Here is an 18,673-nt window from a genome sequence, read left to right on the forward strand (position 1 = left end):
TACGTCCTCCTGGGTCAGACGGGGAACTCGCCGTACCAGGATCGTTTCACGATGTGCTCGGGCAGGTACTCCGATTCCACGTCCAGGGAGAAGTCCGGATCGATCTGGGCCTTGTCGTGGGCCAGGCAGGCGATCGCCAGCAGCCCCAGGGGCACGATGCCGTGGACGCCCGCGGGGGCGTCCTCGCGCGTCTGGTAGCGCTTGAAGGATTTCAGTGCCTCGGCGAGTGCCTGGTTGAAGGCCGCCGCGTCTCCCATGAGCAGCAGGCGGAAGACGTCCATCTGGGGGAAGGTGACCAGGTCCAGGTATTCGCCGCCGAACGCGCCCCGGCGTGGGTCGGAGAGTTCCATGGCCCGGCGGAGTTCGGCCGCCAGGTCGTCGGTGCCGTTGACGTAGGCCTGTAGCGCGGCGGTCCAGTGGAAGCTGAACTCGTTGTGTGTGATGCCTCCGGCCTCTCCTGCTCGGCGCAGGCGGTCCGGGGGGATGCGGCACAGGGCTTCGGCGTGGGTGTTGGCGCGGCAGGTGACCGCGAGGAAGAACGCGGTCTGCCAGGTGCCGACGTTGGCGGTGTGGATCAGGCCCGGGGACTCCAGGGTGCGTACCTGTTGGTCGATCAGGTATTCGACCGTGCTGCCCTTCTCGGCCTCGGAGAGGGCGAAGACCGCGTTGTGGAACTGCATCGCGGTGGTCCACGACTCCCAGGTCTCCAGGTCGCGGGCCGAAGGGTCCAGCAGGAGGGCTTCCTCGGCGCTCTGGAGCACGGGGCCCAGCCACAGGCCGATGTTCGCGGCGTTCCGGACCGTCTTCTGGACCATCTTCGCCCGGCGCTTCACCTGGTAGGCGATCTCCTCCTCATCGATCCCGTGGTCCATCTCGTGCCGGGAGACGTAGGCGGTCATGAAGCCTCCTTGTTGGAGAGGTCGAAGATCTGGTGATCGTAGCCGTTGGCGTGGGAGTCTCCGGTCCATTCCCTCCGGCCGTCCGCATCCGTGACGGGCCGGCCGTCGGGGCCCTGGCGGTAGACGTCGACCGGGTCGCCTTTGAACACCGCGTAGGTCACCCGGCCCTGGTCCAGCTTGTCCAGGATCTCCTCGGCGAGGCGGCGTTCCGCGGCGTTGCCCGCCTGACCGCCGCGTTCGCGCATCACCCTGAGAATGTCCTCCACATACGCGCGCGTACCCTGGCTCACCCGCCTGGGGTCCTCGCCCGCAGGAGTGACGTTGCGTTCCCCGAGATCGGTCTTGGTGCTGCTCTTGGCCTCGACGATGACGATGTCGCCGTCCACGGTGCGGTAGACCTGGTCGAACTGGTCGTTGCCGTTCTTCGGCGCGAACGGCGAAGGGCTGATCTCCTCCGCGCCGTCCAGGTTCGGCCGCAGCTCCGTCAGCTCGGGCTTGCCGTCGTCTCCGTAGACGGTGTCGCCGTCCTCGTCGACGACGTGCCGCATCACCGGATCGCCGTTCCCGTCGCGGATCGTGCCGCCGTCGAACTCGTGCCGGGCACCGATCCTGGCGGTCTCCTCGCCGAAGTCCTCGGCGACGTCCGTGGCGTACTTGTGCGCCTCCCGGTACTTCTGCTTCGCCTCTTCGACGAGGGGGTGGTTCGGCCCCTTGTCCTTGTACTCGCCGTGCAGTTCCTCCATCGCCGCGAGGTGGTCCCGGGCCCGCATGGAGGCGTTGATGGAGACACGCCTGTCGTGGGCGAGGTGGTCGAGGCCGCCCAGGTCGTTCCTGAGCTGGTTGCGCCGTGCGAGCTCCTCAGGTGCCAGGTCGGTCCGCCTGAACTCGTCACCGTCGAGGCGGAGCTCCGTCTTCTCCCCGAGGAACCGGGGCTGCTCGGCGGCCTCCAACGGGATCCAGTCGCTGTTGCTGTCCGCACGGTCGATCCGCGGGAGCTGCCACTCGTCCGGGCCGATCGTGGTGTCGGCGTGCTTCCGGTGGCCGTTGCCCTCCTTGTAGTACTCCTTGTAGAAGTCGTTGTACGCGCGGCCGTCCTGGTCCTCGTTGAGGAGCCTGCGCAGGTCGTCGCGGAAGGCCTGCTGATTGGCGGGATCGTCCTTGTCCCCCCACGTGTGCTCCTGGAACTCCTCCAGGGTGGTCGGGCTCGGCGGGCGCTCGCCGTCGCCGCTCCCGTCGCCGTCATCGTCGCCACGGGAGCCGTCCGGGCCGTCCGAGTCCGAGCCGCCGCCCGAGCCTCCGTCGGCTCCCCCGTGGAAGTCGGGGGAGCCCGGGATCCCGGGACGGCCACCGCCCGAGCCGCCCTCGCCGCCGGCCGAGTCGTTGGAGACGGGCCCGGTGTTGCCGGTGTCCCCGTTTCCCGGCGTGCCGTTGCCGTTGTCGACGCTGTTGGTGACCGTGGGCGTGCGGTCCCGCGTCTCGGGGCCGTTGCTCGTGTCGCCGGTGTCCACCCGGGAGTCGAAGTCCTGGGGTCCTGTTCCGGTGAGCCGGTACACGTCCTCGGGGGAGGTGTCGCGGGGCCGGTCGGCCTCCATGGTGTCGCCGTTGGGGGTGACCGGCACCCGGGCGGGGTCGTTCTCCAGGTCGGGGCGGTCGGACTCGATGTCGTTGCCCTCCCACGAGCCCTCGCGGTTCGGGTTGGTCTTGGCGTTGCGGTCGACCTCGTCGATCTCGGCCTGGTTGCGCTGGGTCACGTCCCGGCCGAAGTCGGCGTTCTCCGGGTTGTTGACGATGTCCAGGAAGTCGTCCGTGGCCTGGATCTGGTCCGCGGTGGCGTTGCCGTTCCGGGGGCGGCTGCCGTCCGTGTCCGCACCGTCGTCGTTGACCGGGGTGACCCGGCGGTTGTCCGGCGTCCCGTCCGGGACGGGGTCGGTCCCGCCGGTGTTGCCGCCGTTGATCCGGTCCAGCGCCGCCCGCATCTCGCCGAGCTGCGACGGGCTGAAGGAGCTGGTGTCGAGGTCGCTCATGTCGAAGTCGAACGTGGGCGAGCCGCTGCCGCCGAACCGGCCGGGGATACCGAGGTTGAGGTTGTTCACGTTGAACTCCGGCACGTCCGGCGTGCTCACGCCCGGACCGTCGCCGCCCATCCGGTTGAGCATCGCCGAACCGCGCCACGCCAGCAGCGGCGCGCCCACGACCGCGCCCACCCCGGTGGCGGACAGGGCCACGCCGGCCACCGTCGCGCCGATGTTGAGCAGGGCCGTGCCGATCACGTAGCCGGGCCGCTCGCCCCACTCCTCCCACGGCACCACCGCGTGCGCGGCGTCCCTCCACGCCCCGGTGGCGATCTCCCCGGTGCGCTCCCAGCTCTGGAAGCCCCAACTGTCGTTCTCGGCGTCGTACATGCCTACCAGCGACGCCGCCGACTGGAGGTTGCCCTCGTGGTACTCCCACAGGTTGTCGCCCCAGCTGCCCTGGAACCAGCCGTCGGAGTTGTGGGCGCCGACGAAGCCGCCGACGTCCTCGGCGATGCCCACCCCGAAGTCCTTGACCGCGGACCCCGCGTCCACCCACCAGCCGTGGTCGGTCTCCTGGGAACCGCCCCACGCCATGTCGACATCCCCGAGGTACCCGTCGAACCCGTGCTGGTACTCGTTGGCCCCGGGCGGGGTGCCGTCCGCGTTCCCGGACACGAAGCTCGTGCGGTCGGGGATGTCGGCGTTGATCGCGTTCGCGCAGGCCCGCTCGGCCTCCTCGTACTCCCGGCGCAGCGCGTCGGCGCGGTCGAGCAGCGCCTGGTGCTCCCCGACCTTGTCGCTCTCGTTGCCCCAGAACCGGTCCCAGCCGCCCTCGGCCTTCTTCCAGTCGTCGTTGCTGGTGTCGATGGAGTTGAGGAAGGTGTAGGAGTCGCTCTTGAGCGTCGACCACTTCGCCTTGATGTCCCGCACGGCCTCGGCGAAGGTCTCCAGGGCCGTGGCGGCCTTGCCCGTGGAGGTCTCCACGGACTCGCCGTCCGTGGCCACCGGGTCGACCGCCGCGAACAGGGTCTCGGACTCGGGAGCGGTGTAGCAGCCGGACAGGCCCGCCCAGCCGCTCTTGATGTCGGCGCCGATTCCGGCGACCGTCTCCCCGCCCCTGCGCAGGTCCCCCGCCTGCCGCTCCAGCGTGGCGGGACTGGCGGTGGGAACGGGGAACATCGAGGGGTTGATCAGGCCGCCGGTGGGCGTGCACATCTCGGTCACGTGGACGTCTCCATCTGGGATCCGGAGCGAGTCGGGGTAGGGGTCTCCGGGGCAGGGGACCGGGGAGATCGAACAGGGCCGGGATCAGGGGCCGGGGGCGCGGCGCCTAGGGGACGTGGGGGCCGTACACCGGACGCTCGGGCTCCGGCTCGGGGACGACCCCGGCGTTCTCCTGGGCGTCGGCCGCCATGGTCAGGTTGCCGTTCACGTAGTGCGTGGTGGCCTGGCTGGCACCGGTGACGGCGCTGACCGTCACCCCGGCCATGTCACCCATGAGGCCGAAGTTGTGCTCGGCGAACTCACCGAGGGCGACGCTGATGGGCGCACTGTCCGCCTCCTCGCTGATGCTCGTGAGCAGGCTCTCCGTCGAGGTCATGGCACCGACCAGGCCCTCGCTGCCACCCTCCTCACCGATATGACCGGCGACCGCGGTCAGGACGACGCCGACCTCGGACGGCTGAATGTTCCAGGCGGACATGGAGTTCTCCTTCCAGGGCGGGGGGTCAGGGGGTCGGGGGCCGGGAGAAGGCGTCGGCGCGGAAGTTCGTTGGCGGCGACGCGGCGGGGGCCTCGTCGGCCTTGCGGCTCCGGGCGATCTCGATGTGCTCGTGCAGGCGGTTGAGGCTCTCGCCGAGGATACTGAGATCGGCCCTGATCCGGGTGTGCATTCTGCGGGAGGCGCGGTCCAGGCGCGGGTGGACGCCCGGGGGCAGGGGCGCCTCCTCGGGCTCCCGCTCCTGCCCGGTGTCCTCCTCGTCGAGGATGGCCTGCTCGTCGCTCGGGTCGACCACGTCGAACTTCATCTCCACCCCTTCCCACCGGCGTGCTTCCGTGGGGTAGGACGCACCGGACGCGCACGCGGTTCGGGATTCATCCCCCGAACGCGCCCGTTTGCACCCGGTGGCGCGCCATCCCTGGGTGTTCGGTCCAAGAATGCCCTACCGGCCGGTAGGGACGCACTCCCGTTTCCCTCTCGGACGGGGCCGATCCGGGAAGGGAGTGGAAGGCGGCGGCGGGAACGGTACGGCGGCCCGGGACGCACCCTTAGTCTTGTGCCATGACCCGCGCCAAGCTCGACAAGAAGCCCCAGGACGTCGCGGCGATGTTCGATGGCATCGCCGAAAACTACGACCTCGTCAACGACGTCATCTCGCTGGGACAGGACAGGATCTGGCGGAAGGCCACCGTCAACGCCGTCGAGGCCTACAGCGGCGAGCTGGTCCTGGACCTCGCGGCGGGCACCGGCACCTCCTCCGAGTCCTTCGTGAAGAAGGGCGCGCGCGTCATCGCGTGCGACTTCTCCCTGGGCATGCTCACGACCGGCGCCGAGCGCCGGGGCGGCGCCTCCACCGGCGGCGTGACCTTCGTGGCGGGCGACGCCCTCAGCCTGCCCTTCGCCGACGAGACCTTCGACGCGGTCACGATCTCCTTCGGCCTGCGCAACGTCAGCGACGTGGACCAGGCCCTGCGGGAGCTGCTGCGGGTGACCAAGGTCGGCGGCCGACTGGTCATCTGCGAGTTCAGCCACATCCCTGTCGACTTCGTGGACAAGCTCTACTCCACCTACCTCATGGCGGCCCTGCCCAAGATCGCGGGCGCGGTGTCCGGCCGGGGGGAGTCCTACGACTACCTGTCCGAGTCGATCATGGCCTGGCCCAAGCAGGCCGACCTCGCCCGCGACCTCCAGGACGCGGGCTGGTCGAGGGTCGCGTGGCGCAACCTGTCGACGGGGATCGTCGCCCTGCACCGTGGTTTCCGCCAGAAGTAGAAACCGACATAACGCCCAGGAAGTTCGATACTTCCTTTCTTGTCGCCAAGTACGCAAGGCCCGGAGAACGTTCCGTTCTCCGGGCCTTTTGTGTTGCCGCTGGGGTTCTTGGGATGTCGGAAACAATCATGAGCTGCACGTTTGTCAGAAGATGGTGGCTTTCGGTGTGCAGTGTGGCTATCTGGGAGCAATATCCCGTTTGGTGATAACGCGTCTCGCACGCCCCCCGGGGGTCGCCTCGTGGCGCGCGAGGGTCTAGACTGCGGAAAGGAGGCTTGTGAAGTGCTTCACAAGGCTACGAGGCGCAGGACACAAGACCCCATACCGGACATGTCGGAAGTCCCAAAACACCCATACCATCCCCCGTGAGCGGGTCGAACCCGCACTGGCCCGCCACGGTGCACCGCGCGAGCAGTCGAGGACCCACCCGTGAGCGAGACAGCCACCTCCTCTCCCAGAGGCCGGGAGCGGACCGAGTACGACGCCGACGTCATCGTTGTCGGCGCCGGCCCCTCCGGTTCCACCACCGCCTACTACCTCGCCCAGGCCGGACTGGACGTCCTGCTCCTGGAGAAGACCTCCTTCCCCCGGGAGAAGGTCTGCGGCGACGGGCTGACCCCGAGGGCGGTGAAACAGCTCACAGCCATGGGGATCACCTTCGAGGACGAGGGGTGGATCAAGAACCACGGCCTGCGCATCGTCGGCGCCGGTGTCCGACTCGAACTCCCCTGGCCCGACCTGGCCGCCTACCCCGGTTTCGGGCTCGTCCGCACCCGCTACGACTTCGACCAGATCCTGGTCAACCGCGCCGTCTCCGCCGGAGCCAAGCTCCTGGAGCGCACCAACGTCACCGGCCCCCTCATGGACGAGCGCAGCAACCGCATCGTCGGGGTGCGGGCCAAGGACGCCGACCGCGAGCCCGTGACCTTCCGGGCCCCGCTGGTCGTGGCCGCCGACGGCAACTCCTCCCGGCTGTCCGTCGCCATGGGCATCCGCAAGCGCGACGACCGCCCCATGGGCGTGGCCGTGCGCACCTACTTCGAGAGCCCCCGCCACAAGGACGACTACCTGGAGTCCTGGCTGGAGCTGTGGGACAAGAGCGGTGACAAGGACGTCCTCCTGCCCGGCTACGGCTGGGTCTTCGGCGTCGGCGACGGCACCAGCAACGTCGGCCTGGGCATCCTCAACTCCACCGCCTCCTTCCAGGACGTGGACTACCGCAAGCTCCTGCGCCGCTGGACCGAGTCCATGCCCGAGGAGTGGGGCTACACCGAGGAGAACCAGCGCGGCGCCATCCGCGGTGCCGCCCTGCCCATGGGCTTCAACCGGGTCCCCCACTACTCGCGGGGGCTCATGCTCGTCGGCGACGCGGGCGGCATGGTCAACCCCTTCAACGGCGAGGGCATCGCCTACGCCATGGAGGCCGGGAACATCGCCGCCGACGTCATCGTGCAGGCACACGGGCGGACCACCCAGCAGACCCGGGAGCGGACCCTGCTGAGCTACCCCGACGTGCTCGCCGACACCTACGGCGGCTACTACACGCTCGGACGCTACTTCGTGAAGGCCATCGGCCAGCCCGAGTTCATGAAGTACGCGACCAAGTACGGCCTGCGCCAGCGCACGCTCATGAAGTTCGCGCTGAAGATGCTCGCCAACCTCACCGATCCCACGCAGGGCGACGCCATGGACCGGGTCATCAACGGTCTGACCAGGATCGCCCCCGCGGCCTAGCCGCCCCGCGGGCCGGGCCCCTCCCGGAGGGAGGCGTCCGGCCCCCGGGAGACCCGGGACACGCGGAGCACTGGGAGAACACGGCCGGGCGGTCGGGTCCGGCGCCACAACAGGACAGCACGGGACGACCGAAGAGATGAGCTAGTGAAAGCAATCACAAGCATGCGCGAGCGTGCCGACCAGCCAGAAGGAGGGTGACCCGTGGAGCTCTACACACCGATATTCGTGCTCGGCGGGATCGGCGCCGCGTTCGTGGCGGTGTCGATGGTGGCCGGGGCGGTCATGGGCCCCAAGCGCTACAACCGGGCCAAGATGCAGGCCTACGAGTGCGGCATCGAGCCGACGCCGCAGCCCGCGGGCGGCGGCCGATTCACCGTCAAGTACTACATGACGGCCATGATGTTCATCGTCTTCGACATCGAGATCATCTTCCTCATCCCCTGGGCCGTCCACTTCGACGCCCTCGGCTGGTTCGGACTGGTCGCGATCGTCCTCTTCCTGGTGAACGTCTCCATCGCCTACGCCTACGAGTGGCGCCGCGGAGGCCTCGAATGGGACTGAGCAGTGTTTTCCCTGGGCCTGCGCTCCGCTTCGGCCCATGTTCGGGCGTCCCGAACGCAACCCCCTGCGACAAGGCCCAGACCCGGCAGCCCGCCCAGCCCAGCCCGGAGGAGGTCCTCAGCTGATGGGACTCGAAGAGAAACTCCCCAGCGGAATCGCGCTCACGACCGTCGAGCAGGTCGTGGGCCTGGCCCGCAAGAGCTCCATGTGGCCCGCCACGTTCGGACTCGCCTGCTGCGCCATCGAGATGATGGCCGTCGGCGGCCCCCACTACGACCTGGCCCGGTTCGGCATGGAGAAGTTCGGCGCCACCCCGCGCCAGGCCGACCTCATGGTCGTCGCCGGACGCGTCAGCCAGAAGATGGCCCCCGTCCTGCGCCAGATCTACGACCAGATGCCCGAGCCCAAGTGGGTCATCGCGATGGGCGTGTGCGCCTCCAGCGGCGGCATGTTCAACAACTACGCGATCGTGCAGGGCGTGGACCACATCGTCCCGGTCGACATCTACCTGCCGGGCTGCCCGCCACGGCCGGAGATGTTCCTCGACGCCGTGCTCAAGCTGCACGACAAGGTCCAGAACACCAAGCTCGGCGCCCACCGGGAGCTGGAGATCACCGAGATCGAGGAGCGGATGCTCCGCCGGTCGCTGCCCGTGGTGACGAGGGACTGACATGAGCGAGAAAGAGCGCAACGAGGAAGCCGCCAACCTGCCCGAGCGGCAGGGCCGCGAGCGGCTGGCCGCCCCGGTCAAGCGGACCGGTATGTTCGGCGGCTCCACCGGGGGCGACACCTCCGGGTTCGGGGGCCTCCTGGTCAGGGGGAGCGCTCCCGAGAGCAGCCGGCGCCCCTTCACCGACCCCGACGACCCCCGCACCGCGGACTTCGACCGGGTGGCCGACGACCTGGAGGCGGCCCTGGGCGACGACGCCGGGGCGGTCGAGCGCGTCGAGGTCGCGTACGGAGAACTCACCTTCCACGTACGCCGCGAGGCCCTCCTGGAACTGGTGCGCGTCCTGCGCGACGAGCCGGCCCTGCGCTACGAGCTGTGCACGGGGGTGGCAGGCGTGCACTACCCCGACGACACCGGCCGGGAACTGCACGCGGTCTACCACTTCCGCTCCATCAGCCACAACAGCGAGATCCGGGTCGAGACCACCTGCCCCGACGCCGACCCGCACGTGCCCTCGATCGTGTCGGTCTACCCGACCAACGACTGGCACGAGCGCGAGGCCTGGGACTTCTTCGGCATCGTCTTCGACGGCCACCCCTCGCTGACCCGCATCCAGATGCCCGACGACTGGCACGGCCACCCCCAGCGCAAGGACTACCCGCTGGGCGGCATCCCCGTCGAGTACCGGGGAGCCACCGTGCCCCCGCCGGACGAGCGGAGGTCCTACACGTGACCACGAGCATCCACAGCCACTCCGCCACGAAGGGAGGCCCGGCATGACCGTCACCGAGGACTACATCGACGCCTCCGGCGGGGACTGGGACGACGTCATCGAGAAGGCGCAGGCCACCAGCGCCGAACGCCTCGTCGTCAACATGGGCCCCCAGCACCCGTCCACCCACGGCGTGCTCCGCCTGATCCTGACCCTCGACGGTGAGACCTGTACCGAGGCGCGCGTCGCTATCGGCTACCTGCACACCGGTATCGAGAAGAACATGGAGTACCGGACGTGGACGCAGGGCACCACGTTCGTCACCCGCATGGACTACCTGACGCCGCTCTTCAACGAGACGGCGTACTGTCTGGCGGTCGAGAAGCTGCTCGGCGTCACCGAGCGCATCCCCGAGCGCGCCAGCGTCATCCGCGTGATGATGATGGAGCTCAACCGGATGGCCTCCCACTTCGTGGCGATGGCGACGTTCGGCATGGAGCTCGGCGCGACCACGGTCATGACCAACGGGTTCCGTGAGCGCGAGATGATCCTGGACATCTTCGAGCTGGTCACCGGCCTGAGGATGAACCACGCCTACGTCCGGCCCGGTGGCGTGGCCCAGGACCTGCCGCCCGGTTCGGTCGGCCAGATCCGGGAACTGCTCAAGGAGATGCCCAAGCGCATCCAGACCATGCGCAAGCTCCTGGACGAGAACCCCGTCTACCTCGCCCGCACCAAGGACGTCGCCTACCTCAACCTGCCCGGCTGCATGGCGCTCGGCGTCACCGGGCCGCTGGCGCGCGCCTCCGGACTCGCCTTCGACCTGCGCAAGGCCAAGCCCTACTGCGGCTACGAGGGCTACGAGTTCGACATCCCCGTCTCCGACGGCGGCGACGTGTACGCCCGCTACCGGGTGCGCATCGCCGAGATGGAGGAGAGCCTGAAGATCATCGAGCAGTGCCTGGACAAGCTCCAGCCCGGCCCGGTGATGATCCAGGACGCCAAGATCGGCTGGCCCGCCAAACTGGCGCTCGGCCCCGACGGGATGGGCAACTCGCCCGACCACATCGCGCACATCATGAGCGGCTCCATGGAAGCCCTCATCCACCACTTCAAGCTGGTCACCGAGGGCTTCCGGGTGCCCGCCGGTCAGGCCTACGCGGCCGTCGAGAGCGCCAAGGGCGAACTCGGCTGCTACGCGGTCAGCGACGGGGGCACCCGCCCCCACCGCGTGCACTTCCGCGACCCCTCGTTCACGCACCTCCAGGCCGTCGCCGCCATGTGCGAGGGCGGCACGGTGGCGGACGTCATCGCGGCCGTGGCCAGTATCGACCCGGTGATGGGAGGCGTGGACCGGTGAACCAGAACGACACCACACCAGAGGGCGCGGAGGTCGTCCGCGAACGGTTCCCCGACGAGGTCACGGCCCGTCTGGAACCGGACGCCAAGGAGATCATCGCCCGCTACCCCAGGCAGCGCTCCGCGCTGCTCCCCCTGCTGCACCTGGTGCAGTCCGAGGAGGGGCACGTGAGCACGGCCGGTATGCGCTTCTGCGCCGACCAGCTCGGCATCACCCTCGCCGAGGTCAACGCGGTCGCCACGTTCTACACCATGTACCGCCGCGGCCCCGGCGGCGACTACCAGGTGGGCGTGTGCACCAACACCCTGTGCGCCGTCATGGGCGGGGACGAGATCTTCGCGTCCCTCAAGGAGCACCTCGGGGTCGGCCACAACGGGACGACCGACGACGGCAAGGTCACGCTGGAGCACCTGGAGTGCAACGCGGCCTGCGACTTCGCCCCGGTCGTGATGGTCAACTGGGAGTTCTTCGACAACCAGACCCCCGACACCGCCAGGCAGCTCGTCGACGACCTGCGGCTCGGCAACGACGTCGCCCCCACGCGCGGCCCCGCGAGCCTGTGCACCTGGAAGCAGGCCTCCCGGGTGCTCGCCGGGTTCGACGACGGACGCGCCGGCGAGGGCGTCCAGGCGGCGGGCGCCTCGCTCGCCGGACTCGACGTGGCCCGGCGCAACGGCTGGACCGCGCCCGACCCGGCCAACCTTCCCACCCGCGACCAGGGTGAGGAGGGCGCCACATGACCACCCTGACCCCGATCCTGTCCCAGAACTGGGACCGCACCGACTCCTTCACCCTCGACGGCTACAAGGCCACCGGCGGCTACGAGGCGCTGCGCAAGGCCCTGGCCATGGAACCCGACGCCATCGTGGACCTGGTCAAGCAGTCCGGCCTGCGCGGCCGTGGCGGCGCCGGGTTCCCCACCGGGATGAAGTGGGGGTTCCTGCCCAAGGACAACCCCAACCCGCGCTACCTCGTCGTCAACGCCGACGAGTCCGAGCCGGGTACCTGCAAGGACATCCCGCTCATGCTCGCCAACCCGCACGTGCTGGTGGAGGGCGTGGCGATCGCCTCGTACGCGATCAAGTCCCGCCAGGCCTTCATCTACGTGCGCGGCGAGGTCGTCCACGTCATCCGCCGCCTGCGCAAGGCCGTCGCCGACGCCTACGAGGCCGGGCTGCTCGGCCGCGACATCCTCGGCAGCGGCTTCGACCTCGACGTCGTCGTCCACGCCGGCGCGGGCGCCTACATCTGCGGTGAGGAGACGGCCCTCCTGGACTCCCTGGAGGGCTACCGGGGCCAGCCCCGGCTCAAGCCGCCCTTCCCCGCGGTCGCCGGGCTCTACGCCTCGCCCACCGTGGTCAACAACGTCGAGTCCATCGCCAGCGTCCCCGGCATCGTCAGCAACGGCGCCGAGTGGTTCACGTCCATGGGCACCGAGAAGTCCGCCGGGTTCGGCTTCTTCTCCCTGTCCGGGCACGTCACCACACCCGGCCAGTACGAGGCGCCGCTCGGGATCACCCTGCGCGAACTCCTCGACATGGCGGGCGGCGTCCGCGCCGGGCACCGGATCAAGTTCTGGACCCCCGGCGGCTCCTCCACGCCCATCTTCACCGACGAGCACCTGGACATCCCGCTCGACTTCGAGTCGGTCGGGGCCGCCGGGTCCATGCTCGGCACCCGCGCGCTCCAGGTCTTCGACGAGACCACCTGCGTGGTCCGCGCCGTCGGCCGGTGGATCGCCTTCTACGCGCACGAGTCCTGCGGCAAGTGCACGCCGTGCCGCGAGGGCAACTACTGGATGGTGCAGGTCCTGGACCGCATCGAGCGCGGCGAGGGGACCGAGGCCGACCTCGACAAACTCCTCGACATCTGCGACAACCTGCTCGGCCGCTCGTTCTGCGCCCTCGGCGACGGAGCGACCAGCCCCGTCATGTCGTCGATCAAGCACTTCCGCCAGGAGTACATCGACCACGTCGAACAGGGCGGCTGCCCGTTCGACCACGCCAAGTCCACCCTGTGGGGCGACCGCCCGGCCACGACGGGAGGGAACCAGTGACCGTCACCTCCAACTCCTCCGGCGGATCGGCGCCAGCGCCGCCCCCCGAGGACCTGATCACCGTCACCATCGACGGCTTCCAGATCCAGGTGCCCAAGGGCACCCTCCTGATCCGGGCCGCCGAACTCCTCGGCATCCAGATCCCGAGGTTCTGCGACCACCCGCTCCTCGACCCGGTCGGCGCCTGCCGCCAGTGCCTGGTCGAGATCCCCGACATGGGCAACGGGCGCGGCATGCCCAAGCCGCAGGCCTCCTGCACCATCACGGTCATGGAGGGGATGGTGGTCAACACCCACCTCACCTCCGCCGTGGCCGAGAAGGCCCAGCGCGGAATCATGGAGTTCCTGCTCATCAACCACCCGCTGGACTGCCCGGTCTGCGACAAGGGCGGCGAGTGCCCCCTCCAGAACCAGGCCATGTCCACCGGGCAGGGCGAGACGCGCTTCGTCGACATCAAGCGCACCTTCCCCAAACCGATCCCGCTGTCCACCGGCGTGCTGCTCGACCGGGAGCGCTGCATCCAGTGCGCCCGCTGCACCCGGTTCGCCGCGCAGATCGCCGGGGACCCGCTCATCGAGCTGATGGAGCGCGGCGCCCAGGAGCAGGTCGGCATCGCCGACGGCGAGGCCTTCAACTCCTACTTCAGCGGCAACACCGTGCAGATCTGCCCGGTGGGCGCTCTGACCGGATCCGCGTACAGGTTCCGGTCCCGCCCCTTCGACCTGGTGTCCACCCCCAGCGTGTGCGAGCACTGCGCCGGGGGCTGCGCCCAGCGCACCGACCACCGGCGCGGCAAGGTCACCCGCCGTCTGGCCGGCGACGACCCGCAGGTCAACGAGGAGTGGAACTGCGACAAGGGCCGGTGGGCGTTCACCTACGCCACCCAGCCCGACCGCCTCACCCGCCCGCTCGTCCGCGACGAGGAGTCCAAGGCCCTGGAGTTCGCCTCCTGGTCCGAGGCGATCACCCTCGCCGGGCAGGGCCTGGCCGCCGCCCGCGGCCGGGTCGGCGTCCTCACCGGAGGCCGGCTCACCTACGAGGACGCCTACGCCTACGCCAAGTTCGCGCGGGTCGCCCTCGGCACCAACGACGTGGACATGCGCGCCCGCGACCACTCCGAGGAGGAGTCCGCGTTCCTGGCCGCCCACGTCGCGGGCACCCCCGTCGGCGTGGACTTCACCGCCCTGGAGAAGGCGCCCGCCGTGCTCCTGGTCGGGTTCGAACCGGAGGACGAGTCGCCCTCCACGTTCCTGCGCCTGCGCAAGGGCTCCCGCAAGCGCGGGCTGAAGGTCTACTCGGTCGCCTCGCACGCCAGCCTGGGGCTCACCAAGACCGAGGGCACACTCGTGCGCACCGTGCCCGGCGACGAGGGGCGCGTCCTCAACGCCCTCGACGTCGACCACCCCGCGGTCGTGGAGGCCCTCGGCCAGGAGGGCGCGGTCATCGTCGCCGGGGAGCGGCTCGCCGCCGTCCCCGGCGCGCTCACCGCCGCCGCAGCCCTGTCCCGGCGCACCGGAGCCCGGCTCGTCTGGGTCCCGCGCCGCGCCGGGGAGCGCGGCGCCGTCGACGCCGGAGCGCTGCCGGGCCTGCTGCCCGGAGGCCGCCCCGCCGCCGACCCCGCCGCACGCGCCGAGGTCGCCCGCGCCTGGAACGTCGGGTCCCTGCCCGAACGGCCCGGCCGCGACACCGCGGCGATCATCGCGGCCGCCGCCGCCGGTGAACTCGACGCCCTGGTCATCGCCGGGGTCGACCTGGACGACCTGCCCGACCCCGGCGCCGCCCGCGCGGCCCTGGCCAGGGTGCCGTTCATCGTCAGCCTCGAACTGCGCGCCAGCGACGTCACCGACCGCGCCGACGTGGTCCTCCCCGTCGCCGCCGTCTCGGAGAAGTCCGGCACCTTCGTCAACTGGGAGGGCCGCCACCGGCCCTTCGGCGACGCGCTCAAGGTCCCCGGCGCCCTCTCCGACCTGCGGATCCTCTCCGCGATCGCGGACGGTATGGACGTCCACCTCGGCCTTCCCGACGCCGGCTCGGCCTACCGCGAGCTGCTCGAACTGGGCCTGTGGGCGGGGAACCGGCAGAGCGGGCCCTCCGCCCGGCCGGTCCCCGTGCCCGAGCCCGAGGCCGGACAGGCCGTCCTGTCCACCTGGCGGCAGCTGCTCGGCACCGGGCGCATGGAGGACGGCGAGCCGTTCCTCGCCGGAACCGCCAGGCCGCCCCGCGCCTACCTGTCCAGGACCACCGCGGAGGAGATCGGCGTCCCCGACGGCGGGACGCTCCGCGTCACCGGCGCCGACGGCTCCGTCACCGTTCCGGCCGTCGTCACCGACATCGCCGACCGCGTCGTCTGGCTCCCCGCCAACGCCCGCGGCTGCGACGTCCGCCGCGACCTCGGCAGCGGCGCCGGCGACACGGTCCTCCTGTCCGCTCCCAGCTCCCTGGGCGCGTCCCACCACACCGCCGGGAGGCAGCAGTGAGCCCCGCTCTCCAGACGGGCGTCGTCCAGCTCGCCTCGGAGGAGACCCTGGGCGCCTTCGGCAACGACCCGTGGTGGATCACCACGATCAAGGCCGTGGCGATCTTCGTCTTCCTGATGGTCTGCGTGCTGATGATGATCATGGCCGACCGCAAGGTCATGGGCCGGATGCAGCAGCGCCACGGACCCAACCGGATGGGCCCCTTCGGCCTCCTCCAGTCCCTGTTCGACGGCATCAAGCTCTCCCTCAAGGAGGACCTGATCCCGCGCGGGGTGGACCGGTTCGTCTACATCGCCGCGCCGGTGATCGCGGCCGTGCCCGCGTTCATCGCGTTCTCGGTCATCCCGATCGGGCCCGAGGTGAACATGTTCGGGGTCACCACCCCGCTCCAGCTCACCGACCTGCCCATCGCCGCCCTGGTCGTCCTGGCCACCGCGGCGCTCGGCGTGTACGGGTTCGTGCTCGGCGGCTGGGCCTCCCAGTCGCCGTACGCCCTGCTCGGCGGCCTGCGCGCCTCCGCCCAGGTGATCAGCTACGAGATCGCGATGGGCCTGTCCTTCGTCGCGGTCTTCATCATGTCCGGCACCCTCACCACGTCGGGGATCGTCGAGGCCCAGCGCGGCCTCTGGTTCGCCGTGCTGCTCCTGCCGTCCTTCCTCATCTACCTGGTGACGATGGTCGGCGAGACCAACCGGCTCCCCTTCGACCTCGCGGAGGGCGAGGGCGAGATCGTCGGCGGCTTCATGACCGAGTACGGGTCCATGAAGTTCACGATGTTCTTCCTCGCGGAGTACGTGAACATGTGCACGGTCGCGGCCGTGTCCGTCACGCTCTTCCTCGGCGGCTGGCTCGCCCCGCCCGGGGTGACCGCGTTCCTGCCCGGGGCCAACGAGGGCTGGTGGCCCGCCCTGTGGTGGCTGCTCAAGTTCCTCTGCGTCATGTTCCTGTTCATCTGGGCGCGCGGCAGCCTCCCCCGGGTCCGCTACGACCAGCTGATGAAGCTCGGCTGGAAGGTGCTCATCCCCATCCAGCTGGTGTGGATCACCGCCGTCGCCGTCGTCCGGATGCTCGTCCTGGACAACGCGTCGCCGATCGTCATCGGCCTCGTGGTCGTCGGGTTCTCCGCCGCCACGATCGCCGCGTTCGCCGCCTGGGCGCGCTTCGTCCGACGCGAACGCGCCGAGGAGGCCCGCCTGCGCGCCGAGAACCAGCGCCGCGCACGCAAGGAGCCCGCCTTCGGCGGGTTCCCGGTGCCACCCGGCACCGCCCCGCACTACGGCAGCAGCGTGCTCGCCGAACCGCCGCGGACGGCCCCGGTCGCCGCCGAACGCAACAAGAAGGGTGAGGAGGTTTCCGGTGCTTGAGTGGCTCAACCCCGTCAAAGGATTCGGCGTCACCTTCCACACCATGTTCAAGAAGGTGCCGACGGTCGAATACCCGGAGGTCAAGCGCCCCACGGCGCCGCGCTTCCACGGCCGTCACCAGCTGAACAGGTGGGCCGACGGCCTGGAGAAGTGCATCGGGTGCGAACTGTGCGCCTGGGCCTGCCCGGCCGACGCCATCTACGTGGAGGCCGGTGACAACAGCGACGACGACCGGTACTCGCCCGGCGAGCGCTACGGCCGCATCTACCAGATCAACTACCTGCGCTGCATCCTGTGCGGGCTGTGCGTGGAGGCGTGCCCCACGCGCGCCCTCACGATGACCAACGAGTACGAGCTGGCCGACACCAGCAGGCAGAGCCTGATCTGGACGAAGGAGCAGCTGCTGGCCCCCCTCAAGGAGGGCATGGAGCAGCCGCCCCACCCGATGCGCCTCGGCGAGACCGAACAGGACTACTACGCCACCGGGCGCGGCCAGCACGGGACGCAGGGCACCGCGGCGGAGTCTGCGGAGGGGGTCCGTTGAACCCGCTCTCCGACACCCACCACGGCATCACGGTCCCGCTCGACACACCCGTGGACGCCCCGCTGTACCTCGCCGCGCCCATCGCCGGCGGCGAGGCCTCCGCGTTCTGGATCCTCGGCGCGGTCGTCCTCCTCGGCGCCCTCGGCGTGGTCTTCTCGCGCAAGGCCGTCCACTCGGCCATGTCCATGGCGCTGACCATGGTCGGCCTCGCCATCTTCTACGGCATCAACGCGGCGCCGTTCCTGATGGTCGTCCAGATCGTCGTCTACACCGGCGCGGTCCTGATGCTGTTCCTGTTCGTGCTGATGCTCATCGGCGTCAGCTCGGCCGACTCCCTCGTGGAGACGCTCAGCGGACAGCGGATCATGACCGCCGTCGTCGCGCTCGCCTTCGTCGGCGCGCTCGCCACCGGCATCACCCGCATCTCCGTGGGCGACCCGGTGGGGCTCGCCGCGGGCGCCGCGGCGGCCGGTGGCACCATCCCGTGGATCGCGGGTGAACTGCTCCTGCGCTACGTGGTCGCCTTCGAGGCCACCGGCGCGCTGCTCATCACCGCCGTCCTCGGCGCCATGGTGCTCGCGCACACCGCACGCACGAAGAAGCGGCGCACCCAGCGGGAGATCTCCGAGGACCGCATCCGCGGCGACCACCCGACCCCGCTGCCCGGACCCGGCACCTACGCCCGGCACAACGCGATCGACATGCCCGCGCTGCTGCCCGACGGCACGGTCTCCCAGCTCTCCCTCAACCCGGTGCTCACCGCCCGGGACCCCGAGTACCAGGCGCGGGTCCCCGCAGACGTCCGCTCCGGCCGCCCCGCGCTGCCCGGAGCGGCGTCGGACTCCGCCGGCTCCAAGGAGGGCGAGCCCGTCTCCGGTACCGGGGAGGACCCCGGCGGCCCCACCGCCGAAGACCCCGACGGTGACCCGGACGGCACCGAGACCAGCAACGGCAACGGGCAGGAGGTCGAGTCCTCGTGGACCCGATGAACTACATCGTCCTCGCGGCGCTGCTGTTCACCATCGGCGCCGTCGGCGTGCTCGTCCGGCGCAACGCGATCATCGTCTTCATGTGCGTGGAGCTCATGCTCAACGCCTGCAACCTGGCGTTCGTCGCGTTCGCCCGGATGCACGGGGACATCGAGGGCCAGGTCATCGCGTTCTTCGTGATGGTCGTCGCCGCCGCCGAGGTGGTGGTCGGCCTCGCGATCATCATGCAGATCTTCCGAACCCGCAGGTCCGCGTCGCTCGATGACGCGAACCTGCTCAAGCACTAGAAGGCGACGTGGC

17 protein-coding genes are annotated in these 18,673 nt (G+C 70.1%); 13 read left to right on the forward strand and 4 right to left on the reverse strand.

Translation table 11 applies throughout. The features are described 5' to 3' along the window. Positions 1-14: 14 nt before the first annotated feature. The 4 genes from ACFWTE_RS09435 to ACFWTE_RS09450 all read right to left on the reverse strand — a co-directional run bounded on the left by ACFWTE_RS09435 (position 15) and on the right by ACFWTE_RS09450 (position 4,941). Positions 15-899, reverse strand: a complete 885-nt coding sequence (locus ACFWTE_RS09435) for an immunity 49 family protein (RefSeq protein ID WP_378778850.1) — start codon at positions 897-899, stop codon at positions 15-17. Continuing rightward, complete coding sequence (locus tag ACFWTE_RS09440) at positions 896-4,129, reverse strand: hypothetical protein (protein WP_378778873.1); 3,234 nt, start codon at positions 4,127-4,129, stop codon at positions 896-898. The genes ACFWTE_RS09435 and ACFWTE_RS09440 overlap by 4 nt, the downstream gene beginning before the upstream one ends. Before the next feature lie 115 nt (positions 4,130-4,244). After that, positions 4,245-4,616, reverse strand: a complete 372-nt coding sequence (locus ACFWTE_RS09445) for a DUF6507 family protein (protein WP_378778851.1) — start codon at positions 4,614-4,616, stop codon at positions 4,245-4,247. A gap of 25 nt (positions 4,617-4,641) precedes the next feature. Then, positions 4,642-4,941, reverse strand: a complete 300-nt coding sequence (locus ACFWTE_RS09450; protein ID WP_378778852.1) for a hypothetical protein — start codon at positions 4,939-4,941, stop codon at positions 4,642-4,644. A 254-nt stretch (positions 4,942-5,195) separates the two neighbouring features. Here ACFWTE_RS09450 and ACFWTE_RS09455 point away from each other — a divergent pair, with 254 nt between their 5' ends. The 13 genes from ACFWTE_RS09455 (at position 5,196) to nuoK (ending at position 18,660) form a co-directional block, all read left to right on the forward strand. Beyond that, positions 5,196-5,906 (forward strand): demethylmenaquinone methyltransferase, encoded by a 711-nt coding sequence (locus tag ACFWTE_RS09455; RefSeq protein ID WP_378778853.1) that lies wholly within the window; start codon positions 5,196-5,198, stop codon positions 5,904-5,906. Positions 5,907-6,335: 429 nt separating this feature from the next. Continuing rightward, positions 6,336-7,640, forward strand: coding sequence for a geranylgeranyl reductase family protein (locus ACFWTE_RS09460; RefSeq protein ID WP_378778854.1), 1,305 nt, complete (start codon positions 6,336-6,338; stop codon positions 7,638-7,640). A gap of 201 nt (positions 7,641-7,841) precedes the next feature. Further along, the gene (locus tag ACFWTE_RS09465) at positions 7,842-8,201 is read left to right on the forward strand and encodes an NADH-quinone oxidoreductase subunit A (RefSeq protein WP_378778855.1); all 360 of its coding nucleotides are present in this window, start codon (positions 7,842-7,844) and stop codon (positions 8,199-8,201) included. 124 nt (positions 8,202-8,325) lie between these two features. Next, a complete protein-coding gene (locus ACFWTE_RS09470; RefSeq protein ID WP_267946791.1) occupies positions 8,326-8,871 on the forward strand; it encodes an NADH-quinone oxidoreductase subunit B family protein in 546 nt (181 codons plus the stop codon). A 1-nt stretch (position 8,872) separates the two neighbouring features. Beyond that, a complete protein-coding gene (locus ACFWTE_RS09475) occupies positions 8,873-9,604 on the forward strand; it encodes an NADH-quinone oxidoreductase subunit C (RefSeq protein ID WP_378778856.1) in 732 nt (243 codons plus the stop codon). Between the two features lie 43 nt (positions 9,605-9,647). Continuing rightward, complete coding sequence (locus tag ACFWTE_RS09480) at positions 9,648-10,943, forward strand: NADH-quinone oxidoreductase subunit D (protein ID WP_378778857.1); 1,296 nt, start codon at positions 9,648-9,650, stop codon at positions 10,941-10,943. Continuing rightward, positions 10,940-11,683 (forward strand): NADH-quinone oxidoreductase subunit NuoE, encoded by a 744-nt coding sequence (gene nuoE, locus ACFWTE_RS09485; RefSeq protein WP_378778858.1) that lies wholly within the window; start codon positions 10,940-10,942, stop codon positions 11,681-11,683. The genes ACFWTE_RS09480 and nuoE overlap by 4 nt, the downstream gene beginning before the upstream one ends. Beyond that, on the forward strand, positions 11,680-12,999 hold the full coding sequence (nuoF, locus tag ACFWTE_RS09490) for an NADH-quinone oxidoreductase subunit NuoF (RefSeq protein ID WP_378778859.1): 1,320 nt from the start codon (positions 11,680-11,682) through the stop codon (positions 12,997-12,999). The genes nuoE and nuoF overlap by 4 nt, the downstream gene beginning before the upstream one ends. After that, the gene (locus ACFWTE_RS09495; RefSeq protein ID WP_378778860.1) at positions 12,996-15,476 is read left to right on the forward strand and encodes an NADH-quinone oxidoreductase subunit G; all 2,481 of its coding nucleotides are present in this window, start codon (positions 12,996-12,998) and stop codon (positions 15,474-15,476) included. The genes nuoF and ACFWTE_RS09495 overlap by 4 nt, the downstream gene beginning before the upstream one ends. After that, on the forward strand, positions 15,473-16,840 hold the full coding sequence (gene nuoH / locus ACFWTE_RS09500) for an NADH-quinone oxidoreductase subunit NuoH (RefSeq protein WP_378778861.1): 1,368 nt from the start codon (positions 15,473-15,475) through the stop codon (positions 16,838-16,840). Before ACFWTE_RS09495 ends, nuoH begins: the two co-directional genes overlap by 4 nt. Then, positions 16,833-17,384, forward strand: a complete 552-nt coding sequence (gene nuoI / locus ACFWTE_RS09505) for an NADH-quinone oxidoreductase subunit NuoI (RefSeq protein WP_378778862.1) — start codon at positions 16,833-16,835, stop codon at positions 17,382-17,384. Before nuoH ends, nuoI begins: the two co-directional genes overlap by 8 nt. Next, positions 17,381-18,373 carry an NADH-quinone oxidoreductase subunit J gene (locus ACFWTE_RS09510; protein ID WP_378778863.1) on the forward strand — a complete coding sequence of 331 codons (993 nt, stop codon included), beginning with the start codon at positions 17,381-17,383 and terminating at the stop codon, positions 18,371-18,373. The genes nuoI and ACFWTE_RS09510 overlap by 4 nt, the downstream gene beginning before the upstream one ends. After that, complete coding sequence (nuoK, locus tag ACFWTE_RS09515; RefSeq protein ID WP_013156051.1) at positions 18,361-18,660, forward strand: NADH-quinone oxidoreductase subunit NuoK; 300 nt, start codon at positions 18,361-18,363, stop codon at positions 18,658-18,660. The genes ACFWTE_RS09510 and nuoK overlap by 13 nt, the downstream gene beginning before the upstream one ends. Positions 18,661-18,673: the final 13 nt, after the last annotated feature.

The sequence above is a fragment of the Nocardiopsis sp. NPDC058631 genome (assembly GCF_042716955.1).
Taxonomy (GTDB): Bacteria; Actinomycetota; Actinomycetes; order Streptosporangiales; family Streptosporangiaceae; genus Nocardiopsis.

Excerpts from the sequence above, each read along its gene's own strand:
- ACFWTE_RS09435 (WP_378778850.1), bottom strand. The coding sequence starts at position 899 with ATGACCGCCTACGTCTCCCGGCACGAGATGGACCACGGGATCGATGAG.
- ACFWTE_RS09440 (WP_378778873.1), bottom strand. The coding sequence starts at position 4,129 with ATGTGCACGCCCACCGGCGGCCTGATCAACCCCTCGATGTTCCCCGTT.
- ACFWTE_RS09445 (WP_378778851.1), bottom strand. The coding sequence starts at position 4,616 with ATGTCCGCCTGGAACATTCAGCCGTCCGAGGTCGGCGTCGTCCTGACC.
- ACFWTE_RS09450 (WP_378778852.1), bottom strand. The coding sequence starts at position 4,941 with ATGAAGTTCGACGTGGTCGACCCGAGCGACGAGCAGGCCATCCTCGAC.
- ACFWTE_RS09455 (WP_378778853.1), top strand. The coding sequence starts at position 5,196 with ATGACCCGCGCCAAGCTCGACAAGAAGCCCCAGGACGTCGCGGCGATG.
- ACFWTE_RS09470 (WP_267946791.1), top strand. The coding sequence starts at position 8,326 with ATGGGACTCGAAGAGAAACTCCCCAGCGGAATCGCGCTCACGACCGTC.
- ACFWTE_RS09475 (WP_378778856.1), top strand. The coding sequence starts at position 8,873 with ATGAGCGAGAAAGAGCGCAACGAGGAAGCCGCCAACCTGCCCGAGCGG.
- ACFWTE_RS09480 (WP_378778857.1), top strand. The coding sequence starts at position 9,648 with ATGACCGTCACCGAGGACTACATCGACGCCTCCGGCGGGGACTGGGAC.
- nuoF (WP_378778859.1), top strand. The coding sequence starts at position 11,680 with ATGACCACCCTGACCCCGATCCTGTCCCAGAACTGGGACCGCACCGAC.